This is a genomic window from Vibrio tasmaniensis (assembly GCF_024347635.1).
In the GTDB taxonomy this organism is placed as follows: Bacteria; Pseudomonadota; Gammaproteobacteria; order Enterobacterales; family Vibrionaceae; genus Vibrio; species Vibrio tasmaniensis.
This window is the reverse complement of sequence record NZ_AP025510.1, coordinates 1,363,243-1,382,612: the sequence shown is the minus strand read 5'-3', so window position 1 is coordinate 1,382,612 and position 19,370 is coordinate 1,363,243. Positions and strand designations below refer to the sequence as shown.

Annotated in this window: 13 protein-coding genes; 8 read left to right on the top strand and 5 right to left on the bottom strand. The window is 43.4% G+C overall.

All coding sequences use genetic code 11. The annotated features are described in order from the left end of the window. Window positions 1-1,071: 1,071 nt before the first annotated feature. Both OCV44_RS06315 and OCV44_RS06310 read right to left on the bottom strand, forming a co-directional pair. Window positions 1,072-1,953 carry an NAD(P)-dependent oxidoreductase gene (locus OCV44_RS06315; protein ID WP_102474757.1) on the bottom strand — a complete coding sequence of 294 codons (882 nt, stop codon included), beginning with the start codon at window positions 1,951-1,953 and terminating at the stop codon, window positions 1,072-1,074. Between the two features lie 549 nt (window positions 1,954-2,502). Continuing rightward, window positions 2,503-4,281, bottom strand: a complete 1,779-nt coding sequence (locus OCV44_RS06310) for a sodium:solute symporter family transporter (RefSeq protein ID WP_139685001.1) — start codon at window positions 4,279-4,281, stop codon at window positions 2,503-2,505. Between the two features lie 1,052 nt (window positions 4,282-5,333). On the opposite strand from OCV44_RS06310, the gene OCV44_RS06305 reads away from it, so the two are divergent. From OCV44_RS06305 to OCV44_RS06290, 4 genes are all read left to right on the top strand, one after another. Next, window positions 5,334-5,804: a hypothetical protein gene (locus tag OCV44_RS06305; RefSeq protein ID WP_139685002.1), complete on the top strand. Its 471-nt coding sequence runs from the start codon at window positions 5,334-5,336 to the stop codon at window positions 5,802-5,804. Between the two features lie 25 nt (window positions 5,805-5,829). Next, the gene (locus OCV44_RS06300; RefSeq protein WP_139685003.1) at window positions 5,830-6,756 is read left to right on the top strand and encodes a tripartite tricarboxylate transporter substrate binding protein; all 927 of its coding nucleotides are present in this window, start codon (window positions 5,830-5,832) and stop codon (window positions 6,754-6,756) included. A gap of 84 nt (window positions 6,757-6,840) precedes the next feature. Continuing rightward, window positions 6,841-7,296 carry a tripartite tricarboxylate transporter TctB family protein gene (locus OCV44_RS06295; protein WP_139685004.1) on the top strand — a complete coding sequence of 152 codons (456 nt, stop codon included), beginning with the start codon at window positions 6,841-6,843 and terminating at the stop codon, window positions 7,294-7,296. A 9-nt stretch (window positions 7,297-7,305) separates the two neighbouring features. Beyond that, window positions 7,306-8,808 (top strand): tripartite tricarboxylate transporter permease, encoded by a 1,503-nt coding sequence (locus tag OCV44_RS06290; RefSeq protein ID WP_139685005.1) that lies wholly within the window; start codon window positions 7,306-7,308, stop codon window positions 8,806-8,808. Window positions 8,809-9,022: 214 nt separating this feature from the next. Here OCV44_RS06290 and OCV44_RS06285 read toward each other — a convergent pair whose 3' ends face one another. The 3 genes from OCV44_RS06285 to OCV44_RS06275 form a co-directional block, all read right to left on the bottom strand. Next, the gene (locus OCV44_RS06285; protein ID WP_076655418.1) at window positions 9,023-9,739 is read right to left on the bottom strand and encodes a FadR/GntR family transcriptional regulator; all 717 of its coding nucleotides are present in this window, start codon (window positions 9,737-9,739) and stop codon (window positions 9,023-9,025) included. A gap of 526 nt (window positions 9,740-10,265) precedes the next feature. After that, on the bottom strand, window positions 10,266-12,419 hold the full coding sequence (locus tag OCV44_RS06280; RefSeq protein ID WP_139685006.1) for a heparinase II/III domain-containing protein: 2,154 nt from the start codon (window positions 12,417-12,419) through the stop codon (window positions 10,266-10,268). Between the two features lie 2 nt (window positions 12,420-12,421). Then, window positions 12,422-14,620 carry a heparinase II/III domain-containing protein gene (locus OCV44_RS06275; protein ID WP_139685007.1) on the bottom strand — a complete coding sequence of 733 codons (2,199 nt, stop codon included), beginning with the start codon at window positions 14,618-14,620 and terminating at the stop codon, window positions 12,422-12,424. A gap of 333 nt (window positions 14,621-14,953) precedes the next feature. Between OCV44_RS06275 and OCV44_RS06270 the strand changes: the two genes are divergently transcribed. From OCV44_RS06270 to OCV44_RS06255, 4 genes are all read left to right on the top strand, one after another. Beyond that, window positions 14,954-15,289 (top strand): cupin domain-containing protein, encoded by a 336-nt coding sequence (locus OCV44_RS06270; protein WP_010438329.1) that lies wholly within the window; start codon window positions 14,954-14,956, stop codon window positions 15,287-15,289. A 34-nt stretch (window positions 15,290-15,323) separates the two neighbouring features. After that, window positions 15,324-16,256, top strand: coding sequence for a 2-dehydro-3-deoxygluconokinase (locus tag OCV44_RS06265; protein ID WP_139685008.1), 933 nt, complete (start codon window positions 15,324-15,326; stop codon window positions 16,254-16,256). Window positions 16,257-16,329: 73 nt separating this feature from the next. Further along, window positions 16,330-16,956 (top strand): bifunctional 4-hydroxy-2-oxoglutarate aldolase/2-dehydro-3-deoxy-phosphogluconate aldolase, encoded by a 627-nt coding sequence (locus tag OCV44_RS06260; protein WP_017069898.1) that lies wholly within the window; start codon window positions 16,330-16,332, stop codon window positions 16,954-16,956. Window positions 16,957-17,426: 470 nt separating this feature from the next. Then, complete coding sequence (locus OCV44_RS06255; protein WP_102364157.1) at window positions 17,427-19,193, top strand: sodium:solute symporter family protein; 1,767 nt, start codon at window positions 17,427-17,429, stop codon at window positions 19,191-19,193. Window positions 19,194-19,370: the final 177 nt, after the last annotated feature.

Genomic DNA, 19,370 nt, shown 5'->3' with positions numbered 1-19,370 from the left:
CGACAATGATGACACTAAAGCCGTTTATCTAACTTCATCATCTCGACAAGTTCAAATTTTACATATTCTTATAATACAAATATATCGATTGATAAAAGAAATGAGAAGATACGCAACTCCATAGAGGCTTTCTGATTTAAAAGTGTGTTGAGAGGCAAATTATGGTCACTAGCAACAGCTAAGAGCGCCTTGCTCTCTCGTAAAAGCTAAGCACACCAGAGAGTAGGAAGATTATAAATCTCAAATAGAACTAACTCATAAACTCATTCCCTTTTAAAAAACTCGTCGAGTTTCGACATGAAACGAGTGCCAAATCACATTTTCTTCAACTAAGCATTCACTAAAACCATTCAAGTCTTATATTTATTTGTAATACAATTACTCTTAAGGTATGGTGTATTTTAATCATAACTTAAGTTCTTTCTGGATACTTTTGCGCAATTCAAAGTGGTAATTGAAGCAACATGCTTTAAGGTCATTGAACACGTTTAATGTAGAAACTGTCGGGGGATCTCGTTAATCGTTACTTCACTTGTCTTGCGCATTGGTTTGTCCAGACGGCTAGTCCGAATACGCCCACACAGTCACCAGCTGTGTGGGCTTTTTTTTGCTTTTCATTGACGATTGAGGACGTGATTGCTCAGCCGCGCGAACGACCACACATCAACGCTACTTTGAAATAGATGAAAATGGTGAGTCAGTTGATGTCTAACAATGCGCGTCTATAACAAAGAGTGTCTAAGGAAATGAAGTGTTAGCAAGAAGCATTGAAGCATTGAAAGGCTGAAAAGGCTGAGCTTAAATGAACTAGCAAAAGGTTGCGTTTAACGCAGGCAGAACAGTAAGAAGTAAAAAGGTAGAGCTAGAGAGTAGAGCTGACGATAACGGGCTTTGCGAGAAAGAGTGAAACCGTGGGAGCAAACAGGGAATTGTTGATACAGCGGAATTGCAGATAAATCGTAATTTGGATAAAACGGGCTTGTAGATAAGACTTTGTGTAGATAAAAACGAACCTCGCTGAGGTATCGCCGCCTAACAGACAGGCAATACCCTAGCGAGGTCGTACGTCGATTACTTCTCTAGTTTAGCGAAGTAGTCGAAGATTACTGGTACATCGTTGTTACCCATGCCAGCATCAACAGCAGCTTGTAAGCTTGTTGCAGTACCTTGAGCGATTAGAGACTCAGTACCTAGCTCTTCACAAAGTGCAAGGAAGTAACCAAGGTCTTTGTTAGCGTTAGCAACAGAGAAACCTAGCTTCTCTTCGCCGTCTACCGCGTAGAACTTACAGAATTGCATGAACGGAGAGTTAGACGGACCTGCAGACATGATATCAAACAGTTGTTGGCCATCAACACCAGCGCGTTGAGCAACAGCGAAAGCTTGAGACATAGTCGCAACAGTTGTCATACCCATGAAGTTGTTTACAAGCTTAGTCACGTGACCTGAACCTAGAGCACCTAGGTGGAATACGTTTTCGCCTTGCTCTTCAAGAACAGGTTTAACTTTGTTGAAAGTTTCCATGTCGCCAGCAGCCATGATGTTCAGAAGACCATCTTTAGCGTGTGCAGGAGTACGACCTAGAGGAGCGTCGATCATGCCTGCGCCTTTCTCAGCAAGAGCTGCACCGATCTTCTTAGTAGAAGCAGGGATAGAAGTACCGAAGTCTACGAGTACTGCGCCTTCTTTGATGCCCGCTAGAACGCCATCTTCGCCGTAAACAATTTTTTCAACAACAGCAGAAGTTGTAAGACAAAACTCAACGATGTCACTTGCAGCAGCTAGTTCTTTAGCAGAAGTGAATGCAGTCGCATTGCCGCGATCTGTAACGCGAGCAACAGCTTCAGCGCTTAGATCCATTACGTTTACGTGGTAGCCACGCTTTTGTAGGTTTTCAACCATGTTGCCGCCCATAAGACCTAGGCCAATGAAACCGATTACAGGTTTAGTCATGTTCAAACTCCAAATATAGTATTGTATGATTATATGCTCATTATAATAACTACGTCTTTCTCGTTACGCAATAGTTTTAGGGCATTGATTCGAAGGTTCGATGCAAGTTGTGACGGGGGTTCACTTTAAGAGAGAATACAGCCACGTTTTATATTTCCGGAACTATATGATGGGTTAAAAACCGTTCACCGGTAAAATAACAAGCGCTATATGTCATACTATTAACAGTCACAACAGATTTGTTACACAGTTATGTTTAAATTAATTTTGCTTGGATGGAAAAGTCTTGCTCTTGCCGCCTATGCCCTGCTTCATAATCAAAAGCTTAGATAAAGACTCAAGGTTTAGCTGCTCATTCCCAATAATGTGGTTGGCCGACTAAGCTGCTCATCCCTTCTAGAATATTTTTCTACTCTCTATAGCGGCATAAATTACTTTCTCACTTGAAAGCTAATGTCATGAGCATTTACTGATAAAGATTAAAATCTGTGAAACAAAAATGCGACGCCCTTTCGAGTCGTCGCATTCTATCCAAGTATTCGCTATGTATTAGCTTTCTGTTACCACTTTAGCTTGCTTGCCACCGTCATCGACCGCTTTCACAAGTAGAACACCTACACCACCCACTATCACACCACATAGGATGAAGACTAGACGTCCCCACATTGGGTTAGTCAGAAGAGCCATCAGCATAATACCAACACCTGCTACAGCGATAAGCTTACCAAGCATTTGACGTTGTTTGTTATCCAACACTTTTTGCTCTGCCGATTCAGCTACTAATGGTGTATCTAAGTTGCCAAAGAACTTATCAACATCCGCTTGACGTTCTTTTGATAGAGGCTTGTAGAACATTGTAGATAGTACGAAGAAGCCACCGGTTAGCGTTATGTGAGCAATAAGACCAATCGCAACTTTAACATCAGACCATTCACGTCCTGTTAGAGTATCAAGACCAAACGCCGCTGCTACCATCTCTGCATCGATAACAAAACCAACCACATAAGAAACGATACCACCAACAACTAGCGTACCCCAACCAGCCCAGTCCGGAGTCTTCTTAATAAAGAAGCCAAGGAATGCAGGAATCGTCATTGGGAAACCGATTAGAGCACCGACATACATCATCGTATCAAACAGGCTCAAACCTTTTAATGAGTTGATGAACTGTGCGATTAGGATAATAGCGAAACCAAATACCGCTGAAGTAATTTTAGATACGGTTACTAACTCTTTCTCTGATGCTTGACCTTTACGAACGATTGTTTCGTAGAAGTTCTTAACAAAGATACCTGAGTTACGGTTTAGACCTGAGTCCATTGAAGACATTGTCGCTGCAAACATCGCGGCAACTAATAGACCAACCATCCCTGCTGGCATGTACTCTTGTACGAAGTATAGATAAGCAAAGTCACCCGCTTTTTTACCTGCATTCGGATAAGCCGCTGATAAATCAACACCTTGACCTGCAATGAACCAAGAAGGCATGAACCAGATGAATACACCACAAAGCATAAGTACACAGGCTAGCAGTGCCGCTTTCTTAGCGTTCTTTGAGTCTTTAGCCGCTAGGTAACGGTAAGAGTTAAGCATGTTGTTCGTGATTGAGAACTGCTTAACGAAGATGAAGAATGCCCAAATCGTAAAGATACTTAGGTAGTTGATGTTGTTGCCCCAAAGGAACGAACCACCATCTTGTACTGGGAAGTTGTTAACAATCTCACCAACACCACCACCTTGAACAACCGCTACAACCGCGCAAGTTACCGTTACCGCCATGATGATAACCATCTGCATGAAGTCAGATGCGATTACCGCCCATGAACCACCTGTTACCGACATCGCCAATACCACTAGGCCAGTCACCCAGATAGTCATGTTCATGTCGAAACCGAAGATACCCGAAGCAATGATTGCTAATGCGTTTAACCACACACCCGCAGATACCACTGAGTTCGGCATTGAAGACCAAGTGAATACTTGTTCGTTCGTTGAACCGAAACGCATGCGGATAGCTTCAATTACCGTCACTACACGTAGTTGGCGGAACTTAGGAGCGAAGTACGCGTAGTTCATGAAGTAACCAAATGCGTTGGCTACGAAGATAACCGCTACTGCAAAACCATCGTTATAGGCTTTACCTGCTGCTCCGGTGAATGTCCATGCACTAAACTGTGTCATAAAAGCGGTTGCACCAACCATCCACCACAACATGTTACCGCCCCCGCGGAAGTAGTCACTGGTAGTACTTGTAAATGTTCTAAACATCCAACCTATCGCGATCAAGAATAGGAAATAAATGCCGACAATAATCGTGTTGAGTTCCATCGTGTATCCTTTGTCCGTTGTAATTTGTTACACGGACTATAGGTAAACAGTGAAATCATTTGTAGTACAATACTCTAAATAAGTGACCACGATCTATATATCTGGGAAATCATTCATCATACAAGTGATCGCTATCAAATATACATCCCTCTAGATACCTTGAATATCACCTATAAGCAGGGTGATTGAGATCTTAAATCGCGGAAATAGGCCCCAATTATTACTTCTCTTATTATAATAATTGGGCCGAATTGGATACTTAGCAGACCGCGACTTATATTGTGAATAATGATAAAAAGGCACGCTTTACATTGGTAATAAACCAAGCAAATGGCAACTTGATTACCTAATGAAAAACCAATATTGATCTATATAGGATACGTAGTTCCACCTATTAAAAATAGTTGGTTAACAAGTAACGGAACGACAAACATGCGTATACGATGACTTTGCAACTGAATAACAAACTCAACGTTAAATCCTACCTTATCTTTGTAAAGCAACCATCCTTAAAAATTTAATATTCATTAAAATTCAACACCTTAAATTAGAAAATCAAAATGGCCCTTACTAGAATTAATGTAAGAAAAACCCCATCATGAAACCGACGAGTTCACTTAATTTTACTACTATCGATTTTAAGAATCCGTCACGAAAACAAACGCATATTGTCACGTAAATTTCAAAGACCCGACTTTAAAATCTTAAAGAATAAATTATCTAAGGTTTTCATATCTATCCGATAATTTAATCCAATATCCGATTGCTACGCTCAACTTTCCACGACAAATTAGTTCACACAGTCACGCCAATAAGCACTGATATGCACACTCTGATAATCAGCCGCAATCGAACTGAAACGACACCTATTCATATCACGCCTTAAAAAGACCAACATCACACTAATTTCTTAACATCATGGTTAAAACAAGACTGAAGTCTATTTAGGAGACTTCTACTTGTGATCGAAAGCGACTTCCAGAGCTTCATCAATTGAAGAAAAATTGTCATACAATATTCTATATATCTAACCAGACATAAGGACAAGTGGCATGCGCTCAATGAAAGATATCACTCAAGACGCTATCGATATCGTTAAACCCTCTATCGACAAGCTGTTTGAAAGAACCAATAGAAAAGAACTGCATATTGTCGTTATGAATCCACATCTCAAGCCTTGGGAAGCCTCTTTCCAAGACGCCATTCTTTATGAAGAGTCTTTAGGAACCCCTGATAGCTGGACTATCAAGTTTGATCACCTTGCTCGTAAGAAAGCTCAGCAAGCATGGCGAGAATCGACAAGTAATCTAACACTTCATTCTCAACACCCATCTTCATTACGTGACGAAGACTTACTGTTTTATGGTTCGTTTGTTTACGGAAACGTGGTTGTTGCCTGCAGTGGCGTACAACAATGGTATGACATGCTGATCAGTGGCTGGATAGCGGTGGCTATTGAACAGCTAGCCATGCACGAATACCAAACAGAAAAAGCAGAAAACCCTACAAAAACATATCGCTAATAATTAGAAACAGAAGGAACTTACTATGAGTAAATTATTGAAATCCATCATGCTGGCAGCCGGCATACTTGTTTCTGCAACGTCGATTGCAGCTGACTACCCGAGCAAGAACATTCGTCTAGTTGTCCCATTTGGCGCGGGCGGCGGTACCGATGCCGTTGGTCGTACCCTTGCAAATAGTGCGAAAGACATTTTGGGACAAAACATTTCAATCATGAACCGTACGGGTGGTGCTGGCGCCGTTGGGATGAGCTTTGGTGCTCAACAGCGTGCGGATGGTTACACGTTAACAGTTGTAACTCGTGAAATCGCTTCACTTCCTCAAATGGGTTTGATGCGTCACACCGCCGACGATTTTAGGCTCATTCGCTTAGTCAACCTTGACCCGGCGGTTGTATTGGTTGCAGCAGATAGCCCATACAACACCATTAATGATCTGATTAAGGAAGCCAAAGAAAATCCAGGCAGCGTGAAATTTGCTTCAACCGCTGCGCCAAACTTCTACTTAATGTCTCTTGAAAAAGACCAAGACATTAAACTCAACGCTATCCCTTACAACGGTGCTTCTGAAGCGATTCCTGCAGTACTGGGCCACCATACAGACGTAACCATGGTAACACCGGGTGAGGCTATCGCTCAGCTTCGTTCAGGCCAACTAAAAGCATTGGGTGTCATGTCAGAAGAACGTATTCAGTACATTCCCGATGTTCCAACTTTGAAAGAGCAAGGCATTGATGTAGTAACAGGAACATGGCGTGGTATTGGTGCTCCGAAAGATACACCCGATGCAGTAATCGAGAAACTAGGAGCTGCATTTGATCAAGCAATGGCCAGTGAAGAGTTCAAGTCTTTCATGGCAAAAGGCGCAATGACTATCCACAATCTTGACGATAAAGCCTTCACTACCTTCGTTTCCGAAGATACAAAATCGCTTACTGAACTCATTCAATAACATTCATCCAGAGGCACAACGATCAGTTGTGCCTTTTTATCGGTCTGTACCTTTCCCTTGCTTTACTTTTTAGGGGTAAATTCTATGTCTAACGCCAACTTAAATCGGAATGTTGTTTTCCCTTCCATAATCATCATATTGAGCGCAATAGCACTCGCGTTGATTACTCAATTTGATCGTCCGATGTATCAAGATGCAAGTGTTGATGCAAAATTCTTCCCGATGATGATTGTGATTGCTCAGATTGCTATCTGCATTGTTCTCATCGTTCAACACAAACTCAAAGGCGCCTCAGAGCAACAAGAGGCGATGATAAGCAAGATGTCGATTTTCGGCGTGGCCTTTCTTATCGGATACGCATTACTCATCAGTGTGGTTGGCTACCTTTACGCGAGTTTGATTGCATTTATGTTTTACCTCGTTTACTTCAAAGTGAAGAAGCCAATCTATTACGTTGTCGCCGTTGTCTTTGTTTTTGCGGTTTACTATTTGTTTGGCGAGGTGTTCTACATCGCGCTTCCTGAAGCAACCTGGTCATAGGAGGTCATAATGTTTGAATATCTAATCGATGGTCTCGCAACAGCTGTGAGTTTTGCAGTGCTTCCTGTCCTTGTTTTTGGTGTACTGGGTGGCGTTATTTTAGGTGCACTACCCGGCCTAACGGCGACGATGGGCGTTGCGATTCTCCTGCCGTTTACCTTTGGCATGGAACCGACGTCAGCCCTCGTGATGTTAATTGGTGTATACATTGGTGGGATTTACGGTGGTTCAATTGCCGCAATACTGCTTAAAACACCAGGGACACCAGCGTCTGCAGCAAGTGTACTCGACGGCCACACCATGGCAGTGAGAGGACAAGCAGCAAGAGCATTAAGTATTTCGGCTGTTGCTTCATTTATTGGCGGGTTACTCAGTACTATCGTCCTTATTGCAATTGCACCTAAATTGGCGACCTTTGCATTGCGTTTTAATGCGCCAGAGTACTTCGCACTCGCTCTGTTTGGTTTAACGATTATTGCGAGTGTTTCTTCAAACAACATTTTTAAAGGATTACTTGCTGGAACCATAGGACTTTTAGTTTCTACTGTTGGGTTAGACCCAATTAGCAGTGTGCCAAGGTTTACTTTTGACATCATGGATCTTTACAGCGGAATCAATGTCATCCCTGTCTTGATTGGTTTATTCGCTCTGTCTGAGGCATTAAACCAGCTAGAGAAGCTGTTTTCTGAGAAGAAAGTCGTCGCACCGAAATTTGACCACAAACTATTAAGTAAAAGTGACCTCAAAGAAATGCTACCAACGGCCATAAAAAGTGGTTTGATGGGAACAACCATCGGTTCGGTACCGGGTGCTGGTGCTGATATATCTGCATTTGTTTGTTACAACGAAGCAAAACGTTCGTCTAAGAACCCAGAAGAGTTTGGTAAAGGCTCCGTTCGTGGCCTTGCAGCCGCTGAATCTGGAAACAATGGCGTAACCGGTGGCTCACTAGTTCCATTATTAACACTAGGTGTTCCTGGGGATGCGGTGGCAGCGGTTCTTTTAGGCGCACTTATCGTACAAGGACTCACACCTGGTCCTCTACTATTCGCCCAAAACCCAGAAGTGGTTTATGGCGTATTCAGTTCGATGTTGGTTGCCAACCTTGTGATGCTAGTGATTGGTTTACTGGGTATTCGCTTCTTCTGCCGCATCATTGAAGTACCGAAGATCATCATGATTCCAATCATTGTCTTCCTTTCAATTGTTGGCGCTTACGCAATTAACAACTCGATGTTTGATGTGGGTATTGCGATCGGTTTTGGTCTACTTGGCTTTATCTTAACTAAACTGGATATCCCTTCTTCACCGATTCTGCTTGCGATCATCTTAGGGCCAATGGCAGAAACAAACCTTCGGAAGTCACTGCTGATGTACGACGGCAGTTGGTCTTTCCTTTATGAGCGCCCTATTGCACTCGCGTTTATCTTGTTAGCTGTATTCTCTGTTTATTCAACGTTGAAAATGAAGAAAAAGCAGAAACAAAAGCAAACTAACGATCATAATGATTAGCCGATTGTTTAAGCTATAATATTCAAACAACTCAAAGCCAGAGACAGCAGTCTCTGGCTTTTTTCATATATGAAAGCAGCCAATTTTCGTAAACGGTAAGTAATAAAAAAGGTATGCACTTGGCATACCCTTTTAAGTCGTTATTTTAAACAAAGCTGTCATTTCAATCTGAAATGGCTCAGACGTACTTTAAACCATTTCTATTACGCATCAACTACGCAGTCACCAAACGATGGTTGGCATCTTGCAAGTGTGCTGCAGACACGACTCTCGCCTTGTCACTGTCACCCGCCATAATAGCTTCATAGATTCTACGATGTTCGTTGATACACGTACTGCCCTCTTCAGAAGAGTGCACAATGAAGTTAACAAACATCGTAGTCAAAATATTACCAAACGGTAGATAGAAGTCGTTGCCTGTCGCATTGAAGATCAAGCTGTGGAAACGAGTATCAATATCTGTCCAACGCTCTTGGTCAAACACTTCCGCTTCATCCACTTCTACCATCTTTTGGAAAATCTCGGAAAGTTCGATACGCTGTTCAGCAGTAGCAAACTTTGCCGCCAGTGCACACGCTTCAGGTTCAATCGCACGGCGAAGGCCCAAAAACTGAGAGCAGAATTGGTCTACATCGGTTAGGCCGTCCATCCATTCAATCAGTTGAGGATCAAGAAAGTTCCAGTATGCGCGGTCGACTACACGAGTACCGATTTTCGGGCGGGACTCTAACAGACCTTTAGAGGTCAATAGTTTAACAGCTTCGCGAAGTGCCGTTCGGCTAATACCAAACTGTTCACACAACGCCATTTCACCAGGAATAATAGAACCTTGTGGCAGTTCGCCAGACAATATTCCACGAGCGATTTCACGCGCTACTTGCACATGCAGGCTGCGCTTCGAGCCCGAAATTGAATTAAAAGTGGTAACCATAAGTTCACTTATTTTATATGTTATGTTTATGTATTATTTAAGGATCACTATAACAGTATTTCAACCTACAGCCAATTGAGTAAAATCCAAACGAATCACAACCTGCAAATTTTTATAATCAGATATTTAAAAAGCATCCTGTGAGAAACGTTAATCTTAAATCACTCATAAATCCGTATTCAAAACTAATCCTATCTGTATCGGTATGAAAACCACCAGCACAACCTCGCAAAACCATGGAAGAAAGGTTCACCGTTACAAGCGCAATTCATTAACTGCCAGAGATTATTAAAAGTGCTCCCCTTCCCAAATTACATTAGCCTCTTTCCTATACGCATAAAAAAACCGAGCAACTCGCAACGAGTTACTCGGTTTGACTTATTCCCGATATTCTTTGTCATCGACATTAATTTCGTTCAGTTACTCAGATGCGAACACCCTTACAACTCAACATGACATGGTACTTCGTTCCCGCAAAGCACCACATCAATACATGCCATCGTTAAACGACGTGTATGTTAATCATTTACAGTTGAGCAAATGATCCTTCCCACGAGTATGTCTCACCCGCGAACTCAACAGTGTGAGTTGCTTGCTGCGTGTCTTCAGCTTGGTTTGAGATACCGTAGTGGTAAGTGTTGCCAGAAGTAGTCTGAATGCGAACAACAGTCCCGACACTGTTATGGCCCACAACAGATACTGATTTAACCAGACCACGAGCGCCTACAGACGCTTCGATAGACTCGTTAAAGTAACCATGTGTTTCTAGTACAGAAGCAAACACGTGGTTTTGACCAGACTGACGTAAGATAAGCGCAGGTTCACTCTTAAGGTTGAAGTCTGGATCGTTAGCACCAGTGCGAGCAAAAATCACTTCACTGCCCGCATTCGCGCTGGTTACTAGGCTGTAGTAGCTGCTGTCATGTAGCCAGCTCACTAGAGAACCTTCTTCGTTTACTTTACCTGAAGCAACGTTCCATAAGTGCTGGTAACCGTTGTCTTCACCTAACGGCTTAAGCGTTTTTTCGATGTTGTAATCGAAATCAGTACGGATGATCTGACCAGAGTGGTGAACGGGTAGATCGTACTGGTGCTCAGCGTCAGCTTCAATGCGGTATACATCAATCACTAGTGGCTTTTCAAACTCAGGAAGTTCAGCAAGAATCACACTACGTTGCATGTCTACACCAGTGTAGTACTCAGAAATCGTGCCGCTCATCCCTTGTAGAGACTTGTCGTCTGCTACGAAGAAGTGCTTCTGACCAAACTTCGACTCAGCCAATGCCGTATCGAAGTTGTTCTGTGTTTTCTGATCAACTGTCACTGTGTTGTGCGCAACCGTCTGCTTACAGTAAGACTTGTTTTCTGGGATGTAACGACCGCCAAACTTAGGCTCAACGTTTACCCAGCGACCGAAGCCGTAATCGTGCAGCACTTCGTGGCCACGGTTGAATACGCTTAGGTGTAGGCCATCGTAGTGACCGTGATCTAGTGCAGAGTGGTACTGGTGGTCTGAACCGTGTTGACCAAACCAGATCAACGCCATTGTGTCGTCGTCTTTCTCGTCACGGTGACGAAGGATGCTTACGCCGCCTTTTTCGCCTTCAGGGCCGTCAGTTACAAACAGGCTACCCCAGTTGAATGCTTTGATGTCGTCTGCTGCATCAACCGCGTCAGACAGTGTTTTACCTGAAGCATGAACCCAAACATCTTGCTGGTGATTAGCCATACCAAGTAACGTTTCAGTCTGCTCATAGCGGTGGTAACACACAGACGTTGCCATGATAACGCCTTCATCGTTGATAGAGATCGTCTTCGATGAATCGTTCAGAGCTGGCAATGTACCGTCTGGGAATGCCGTTTTAAATACCGCGTAAGACGTGGTCTTGATCACTGAATCGTTAAATTCGTAGATACCAAGATCTGGCTGACGACGTTCAATCGCTTCTGCGAACAGGTAGATTGGACGTAGAGAGAAACGGTGGTAGTAAGGACCTTCCATGTAGTAGCCGTCTGGCGAAAACAGTTGGTCAAGTTGCGCTAAGAAACCACCGCTTACTTTGTCTAGTTTCAGGCCGTATAGTGCTTTATCTACAGATTCTTGGTCGTTGATCGCGTAGCCACAAATACCAACCGCTGCCACTGCCCATAGGCCGTGGTTATGTACGATATCGAAGTCGTGTGCATAAGTAACAACGAACATTTCGATCATTTGCTTAAGAAGATCGTCTTCGATTAGACGTTTTTGTTCTTCAGAAATGGTGTGGTAGATGCAGCTGTACGCACAAGAAGCGTAAAGCATCCACATGTTCTCGTTCAACGTTTGGTGGAACAGCTTACCCGGAGGGTTAGAGTCACGGCTTACGTTGCTTTCCAATGTTGGGTATACCGTCGCGTACGCTGTTAGCATATCAACGATGTAATCACGGTACTTAGTTTCCTCAGTAATAAGGAACAAACGACCTGCTAGATCCATGTGGATGTAGTTTTGCTTATGACGGTTATGTTCGTAACCGCCACCTTCGCCGTGACCTGGTACTTCAATGCCAACTTCCGCCATGTAAGCGTCAGTTTGTTTAATATCGCGAGTCAGTGCGTTACCTAAAAGGCTATCCTTGCCAAGTTCTTTACGAAGCTCTGCTGCTTCTTCAAAGTTAAGTAAAAGTGGTTGATAGCTCATTATTATTTCCCCTGCTCTGCTGTGCTTGCTAATTCTGGGTTTAAAATTGTTTCTACTGAGTAGAAGCCTGTCCAGCTGTATACTTTGCCGTTCAGTTCTACTTTGTGTTCAGTGCTGTAAGTCGCGCCAAGCTGGTTGCTGATCATCACTGTCACGTTTGATTTTTCTGTCGCGATTTCAACTACTGAGCCAACATTCGTGTGAGCCACTACTTTGATGTCTTTCACAACACCACGTGCACTTACAGATTGCTCGAATTCTTCGTTGAAGTAACCGTGCGTTTCTAGCACAGAAGCAAACAGTGTTGTTTCGCCTTTGCTACGTAGAATGAACGCGGGCTCTGAACGTAGGTTGAAGCTTGGATCGTTAGCGCCTGTGCGAGTGAAAATCACTTCAGCATTGTCGTTAGACGTTGCGCCTAGCCACGTGTAGTAGGTGTTATTTTGTAGCCAACTCACAAGTGCTGTGCCCTTCACTTCACCACTTGCTACGTTCCATAGGTGTTGATAACCGAAGTCGCCACCTAACGTGTTTAACTCTTTGTTCGCTTGGTATTCGAAGTTAGTGCGAACAATTTGACCTTCATATTGATGAGAGTAATCAAATTGGTGCTCACCTTCGCCACCTTTTGTAGAATCTAAGCGGTATAGGTCTAACAATAGCGGAGATTCTAGTTCTTCAAGGTTTAGCATGAACACACTGCGTTGCATATCAAAACCTTGGTAATGATCGTTAGCAAATGCGCTCATGCCGTTGATTTTCTCGTCTTCTACTTTAAAGAAGTGAGGTAAACCGTGTACTGAGTCTGCGCGCTCAACGTCAAAGTTGTTCTGACATTGTTCATCAATCGTGACTGCATTATGAGCAATCGTTTGACGAGCGTAAGATTTGTTTTCGTCTAGGTAACGGCCGCCGAATTTTGGCTCAACATTAACCCAACGACAGAATCCGTATTCGCGTAGTACTTCTTGACCGCGGTTGAAGAAAGAAATACCCAGCGTATCGAAGTTGCCGTGCCCCATGCCGTGTTGGCCGTAGTTCATCACTAACTGAGAAACGTCGCCTTTCTTATCCTGCATGCGGATAAAACCTTGCGCGCCGTTGTGACCTTCAGGGCCTTCGTTCAATTCAACACTTGGCCAGAAAGGCATACCGATTTCCTGCTCTGCAGAAGCGGCTTCGTAGGCTTTAGAGAGCTCAAGACCACATGGATGCATCCATACTGCGTCTTGAATCTTCGCCATACCCAGAATATTTTGGTCTACGCCGTTTTCAGAAGAGTAATGCTTGCTGTAAACACTTACCGCAACCTGAACACCCATGTCTGTGATACCCATCGTACGAGAAGCATCGTTTAATGCCGGGAATTCACCGTTCGGATACGCTGTCGCCAGCATTGCTTGTACTGTGTTACCAATCACGCCGCCTTTGTAGTTGTAGATATCTACTTCAGGCATATGACGGTGAATCACTTCTGCGAACACACACGTTGGGCGAATTGCGTAACGGTGGTAGTAAGGACCTTCCATGTAGTAACCAGAAGGTGCAAACAATTGAGAAATTTGCGCTAGGAAACCCCCCGTATCGTTGCGGTCGATGCCGTAAACCGACATTTCAAGGTACTCTCGCTTGCCTAAAGCAAGACCACAGATACCTACCGCAGCGACAGCCCAAATACCGTGGTTGTGAATTCGGTCGAAGTCGTGTGCGTATTTAACCGTGAACATTTCTAGCATGGGTTCGAAGATGCGAGACTCAATGTTGTCACGTTGTTCTTGTGTCAGGGTTGAAGCAATACAAGAGTAAGCTAAGCTTGAGAACATTAACCAGCAGTGTTCGTTCAGGATTTGGTGGAACAAACGGCCTGTTGGGTTGGTGTTTTTCTGTACGTGGTAATCAAACGTTAGATATTTGTCTGCGTACTCTTCTAGTAATTCTGTAACGAAGTCAGCGTACTTTTGCTCTTTAGTGATCAAGAACATGCGACCAGCTAAGTTCATGTACGTGTAATTTTGCTTATGGCGGTTATGCTCGTAACCACCCGCTTCTCCGTGACCTGGAACATCAATAGGTAAGCGCATGAACGCCTCTAGGTCTTTCGCGTTCGCTGCAATGGTTTTGCCCATTAAGCTCGAACGGCCCACTTCAAGGTGAAGTTGCTCTATTTCTGCTTCAGTCAACAATACTGGTTTAGTCGTCATATTCTTTGTCACCCTCAATAAAGAGTTTATCTGTTTAAACTTTGATTAAATTTTCAAACTCCATATAAAGTAATACAATATGAGCTTTAATCATACCTATTCGTCATAAAATGATGAGCAGAATCACATAATTAACCATAAGTCATTGATGTAGATGGTAAATAGTAAACATCGAGCATTTACTAAGTTGTTGATTTATTTATGCTATATAAAGTATCTCTTGATCAATATCACACAATTTTAGATATATTGTATTACAATTAGGCTCGTTCCCTTATTATGAATGCAAGCTAAGTAACACTTAAAAGATTTAAACAGATTAGGAGATACACAATGAACTCTTTCTTTATGCTAGATGAAAATCCATGGGAAGAATTGGGCGGCGGTATTAAGCGTAAAATCGTTGCTTATACTGACGATCTAATGGCTGTACACCTTTGTTTTGATAAGGGTGCGATTGGCCATCCTCACACACACGAAATTCATGACCAAATCGGTTATGTTGTTCGCGGCAGCTTTGAAGCTGAGATTGAGGGCGAGAAGAGAGTACTTAAAGAAGGCGACGCTTACTTCGCTCGTAAACACATGATGCACGGTGCGGTTGCACTAGAGCAAGACAGCATCCTTCTCGATATCTTCAACCCTGCGCGTGAAGATTTCCTAAAATAATGAATAGCGCAACCTCAGTTGCTAAGGTAAGCATATGAAATCATTAAACATCGCGGTCATTGGCGAGTGCATGGTTGAGCTACAAAAGAAACAAGACGGGCTTAAGCAAAGTTTTGGTGGCGATACACTGAATACAGCACTTTACCTGTCACGCTTAACAAAAGAGCATGGTATCCAAACAAGCTATGTCACCGCGCTAGGCACTGACCCATTCAGTACTGACATGCTAGAAAAGTGGCAAGCTGAAGGTATTGATACAAGCTTAGTGGCTCAGCTCGATCACAAACAACCAGGGCTTTATTACATCGAGACCGATGAAACTGGTGAGCGTAGCTTCCACTACTGGCGTAGTGATGCTGCAGCGAAGTTCATGTTTGATCAGCAAGACACGCCAGCTCTACTTGATAAGCTATTCTCTTTTGATGCGGTTTACCTAAGCGGTATTACACTTGCTATCTTGACAGAGAATGGACGCACGCAGCTATTCAATTTCTTAGACAAATTCAAAGCTCAAGGCGGCCAAGTATTCTTCGACAATAACTACCGTCCTAAACTTTGGGAAAGCCAACAAGAAGCGATTTCTTGGTACTTGAAAATGCTTAAGTACACCGATACAGCGCTACTGACGTTCGATGACGAGCAAGAATTGTACAGTGACGAAAGCATTGAACAGTGTATTGCACGTACGTCTGAGTCTGGTGTGAAAGAGATCATCATTAAGCGTGGCGCGAAAGACTGCCTAGTGGTTGAAAGCCAAAGCGCTCAGTACGTTGCACCCAACCCAGTAGACAACATTGTTGATACAACAGCCGCTGGCGACTCGTTCAGTGCAGGCTTCTTAGCTAAACGCTTGAGCGGTGGCAATGCGCGTGACGCAGCATTCGCAGGCCACATTGTGGCAGGGACCGTGATTCAGCATCCAGGTGCGATCATTCCTGTAGATGCGACGCCTGATTTGTCTCTATAATTACGCACTTTAACTATTAATCAAGGGTTTGCTTAGTTGAAAGTAGACCCATTATTAACGTGAGAAAGAATTCATGACTACATTAAATGAACAACTAGCAAACCTAAAAGTAATCCCTGTAATCGCTATCAACCGTGCTGAAGATGCCATCCCCCTAGGCAAAGCACTGGTTGAAAACGGCATGCCATGTGCAGAAATTACACTACGTACAGAATGTGCAATCGAAGCGATTCGCATCATGCGTAAAGAGTTCCCTGACATGCTAATCGGTTCAGGTACTGTACTGACTAACGAGCAAGTTGACGCATCTATTGAAGCTGGTGTTGATTTCATCGTAAGCCCAGGTTTCAACCCTCGCACTGTTCAATACTGTATCGATAAAGGCGTTGCTATTGTACCGGGTGTTAACAACCCGAGCCTAGTTGAGCAAGCAATGGAAATGGGCCTTCGCACGTTGAAGTTTTTCCCTGCTGAGCCTTCTGGCGGTACTGGTATGCTTAAAGCACTAACCGCTGTTTACCCTGTTAAATTCATGCCTACTGGCGGCGTAAGCTTAAAGAATGTCGATGAATACCTATCGATCCCTTCTGTACTTGCATGTGGCGGTACTTGGATGGTTCCAACTAACCTTATCGACGAAGGTAAGTGGGACGAACTAGGCAAGCTTGTTCGTGACGCAGTTGATCACGTTAACGCTTAATCTATTTTAGATTTCGTAATCAAGCCTCACTTCGGTGGGGCTTTTTGTTATCTGCCGATTATTACGCTGACTAAAAGAAAATAGCGAAGTGAAAACAATCAGCTACACTTATTTACCAGTGAAAAAATTTTCATTATTGATTTCCAAATTAACGTGAATGTCGTCGCACAACACACCAATTTGTAGCACACTTGTTACGGTTATAACTAAAATCCTATACATACCTACTTTCATAAGCACATCGCTTATATTGTAATACATATGAACAATTAAAAGGTTATTTACCTTTAACCTCGCACAAATTCAACCGCCAATCAAACCCTTTAAAAACAATTAGTTAACTGGCAAATCAGCAACCCACAAAAAATCAATGCGACCTAGATCATACTAAAGACATATTGTAGTACAAATAAACCTTTGAACGCGTTAATCTAAGACCAGTTAATTATGATATTTAAAAGGCTGAAAAGATGACTATTGATACTTTTGTTGTTCTCGCCTACTTCTTCTTTTTGATCGCTATTGGTTGGATGTTCCGTAAGTTCACCACGTCGACTAGTGATTACTTTAGAGGGGGCGGCAAAATGTTGTGGTGGATGGTTGGTGCAACCGCCTTCATGACACAGTTTTCAGCATGGACGTTTACAGGTGCCGCAGGACGCGCGTTCAATGACGGTTTCGTTATTGTAATCCTATTCTTAGCCAATGCTTTTGGCTACTTCATGAACTATATGTACTTCGCTCCAAAGTTCCGCCAACTTCGTGTGGTAACGGCGATCGAAGCTATTCGTCAGCGCTTTGGTAAAACGTCTGAACAGTTCTTCACATGGGCCGGTATGCCTGACAGCCTTATCTCTGCGGGTATCTGGCTGAATGGTCTTGCTATCTTTGTAGCAGCGGTATTCAACATCCCAATGGAAGCAACCATTGTGGTAACGGGTATGGTTCTAGTATTGATGGCAGTAACGGGCGGCTCTTGGGCAGTTGTTGCTTCTGACTTCATGCAAATGCTCGTTATCATGGCAGTTACGATTACTTGTGCGGTTGCAGCTTACTTCCACGGTGGTGGCCTAACTAACATCGTTGCAAATTTCGACGGCGACTTCATGTTAGGTAACAACCTAAACTACATGAGCATCTTCGTTCTTTGGGTTGTGTTCATCTTCGTCAAGCAGTTCGGTGTAATGAACAACAGCATCAACGCTTACCGTTACCTATGTGCAAAAGACAGTGAAAACGCGCGTAAAGCGGCAGGCCTAGCATGTATCCTTATGGTTGTTGGCCCACTAATCTGGTTCCTACCGCCTTGGTACGTAAGTGCATTCATGCCTGATTTCGCATTGGAGTACGCTTCAATGGGTGATAAAGCTGGTGATGCTGCTTACCTAGCATTCGTACAGAACGTAATGCCAGCAGGTATGGTTGGTCTTCTTATGTCAGCAATGTTCGCTGCAACAATGTCTTCTATGGATTCAGGCTTGAACCGTAACGCTGGCATCTTTGTAATGAACTTCTACAGCCCGATTCTTCGTCAGAACGCGACCCAGAAAGAGCTGGTTATTGTAAGTAAGCTAACCACTATCATGATGGGTGTTATCATCATCGCGATTGGCTTGTTCATTAACTCACTGCGTCACTTGAGCTTATTCGATATCGTAATGAACGTAGGTGCGTTGATTGGCTTCCCAATGCTTATCCCTGTACTACTTGGTATGTGGATTCGTAAGACGCCTGACTGGGCTGGTTGGTCTACCCTAGTGGTTGGTGGCTTTGTTTCTTACATCTTCGGTATCTCGCTTCAAGCAGAAGACATCGAAAACCTATTTGGTCTAGAAACAGCGCTTACTGGCCGTGAATGGAGCGACTTGAAAGTGGGTCTAAGCTTAGCAGCTCACGTCGTGTTCACTGGTGGTTACTTCATCATGACTTCTCGCTTCTACAAAGGCCTATCGCCAGAGCGTGAGAAAGAAGTTGATCAACTATTCACTAACTGGAACACACCATTAGTCGCTGAAGGTGAAGAGCAACAAAACCTAGATACTAAACAGCGTTCAATGCTTGGTAAACTTATCAGCACAGCAGGTTTCGGTATTCTAGCAATGGCTCTGATTCCAAATGAACCGACAGGACGCTTGTTGTTCCTACTATGTGGTTCGATGGTACTCACCGTTGGTATCCTACTGGTTAACGCATCTAAAGCTCCGGCTAAGATGAACAACGAGTCAATTGCTAAGTAATTTAATAAGCGATTCACAAGTTAAAAACTAAAATGAAGCCCATGTTATTCAATAACATGGGCTTTTTCTTGGTTAATCCAGGCTCAATCAATAAATCGTGACAAAAAAATAGGCCAGTATTACTGGCCTATTTCGTTAGGGTTTAACTATTTATCTCGAACTGCTCGAGATTATCAA

What these genes read in the sequence shown, in the direction of transcription:
- OCV44_RS06285 (WP_076655418.1), bottom strand. Translation starts at nt 9,739, where the DNA reads ATGGTTACCACTTTTAATTCAATTTCGGGCTCGAAGCGCAGCCTGCAT.
- OCV44_RS06290 (WP_139685005.1), top strand. Translation starts at nt 7,306, where the DNA reads ATGTTTGAATATCTAATCGATGGTCTCGCAACAGCTGTGAGTTTTGCA.
- OCV44_RS06300 (WP_139685003.1), top strand. Translation starts at nt 5,830, where the DNA reads ATGAGTAAATTATTGAAATCCATCATGCTGGCAGCCGGCATACTTGTT.
- OCV44_RS06260 (WP_017069898.1), top strand. Translation starts at nt 16,330, where the DNA reads ATGACTACATTAAATGAACAACTAGCAAACCTAAAAGTAATCCCTGTA.
- OCV44_RS06280 (WP_139685006.1), bottom strand. Translation starts at nt 12,419, where the DNA reads ATGAGCTATCAACCACTTTTACTTAACTTTGAAGAAGCAGCAGAGCTT.
- OCV44_RS06265 (WP_139685008.1), top strand. Translation starts at nt 15,324, where the DNA reads ATGAAATCATTAAACATCGCGGTCATTGGCGAGTGCATGGTTGAGCTA.
- OCV44_RS06315 (WP_102474757.1), bottom strand. Translation starts at nt 1,953, where the DNA reads ATGACTAAACCTGTAATCGGTTTCATTGGCCTAGGTCTTATGGGCGGC.
- OCV44_RS06310 (WP_139685001.1), bottom strand. Translation starts at nt 4,281, where the DNA reads ATGGAACTCAACACGATTATTGTCGGCATTTATTTCCTATTCTTGATC.
- OCV44_RS06295 (WP_139685004.1), top strand. Translation starts at nt 6,841, where the DNA reads ATGTCTAACGCCAACTTAAATCGGAATGTTGTTTTCCCTTCCATAATC.
- OCV44_RS06305 (WP_139685002.1), top strand. Translation starts at nt 5,334, where the DNA reads ATGCGCTCAATGAAAGATATCACTCAAGACGCTATCGATATCGTTAAA.
- OCV44_RS06275 (WP_139685007.1), bottom strand. Translation starts at nt 14,620, where the DNA reads ATGACGACTAAACCAGTATTGTTGACTGAAGCAGAAATAGAGCAACTT.
- OCV44_RS06270 (WP_010438329.1), top strand. Translation starts at nt 14,954, where the DNA reads ATGAACTCTTTCTTTATGCTAGATGAAAATCCATGGGAAGAATTGGGC.
- OCV44_RS06255 (WP_102364157.1), top strand. Translation starts at nt 17,427, where the DNA reads ATGACTATTGATACTTTTGTTGTTCTCGCCTACTTCTTCTTTTTGATC.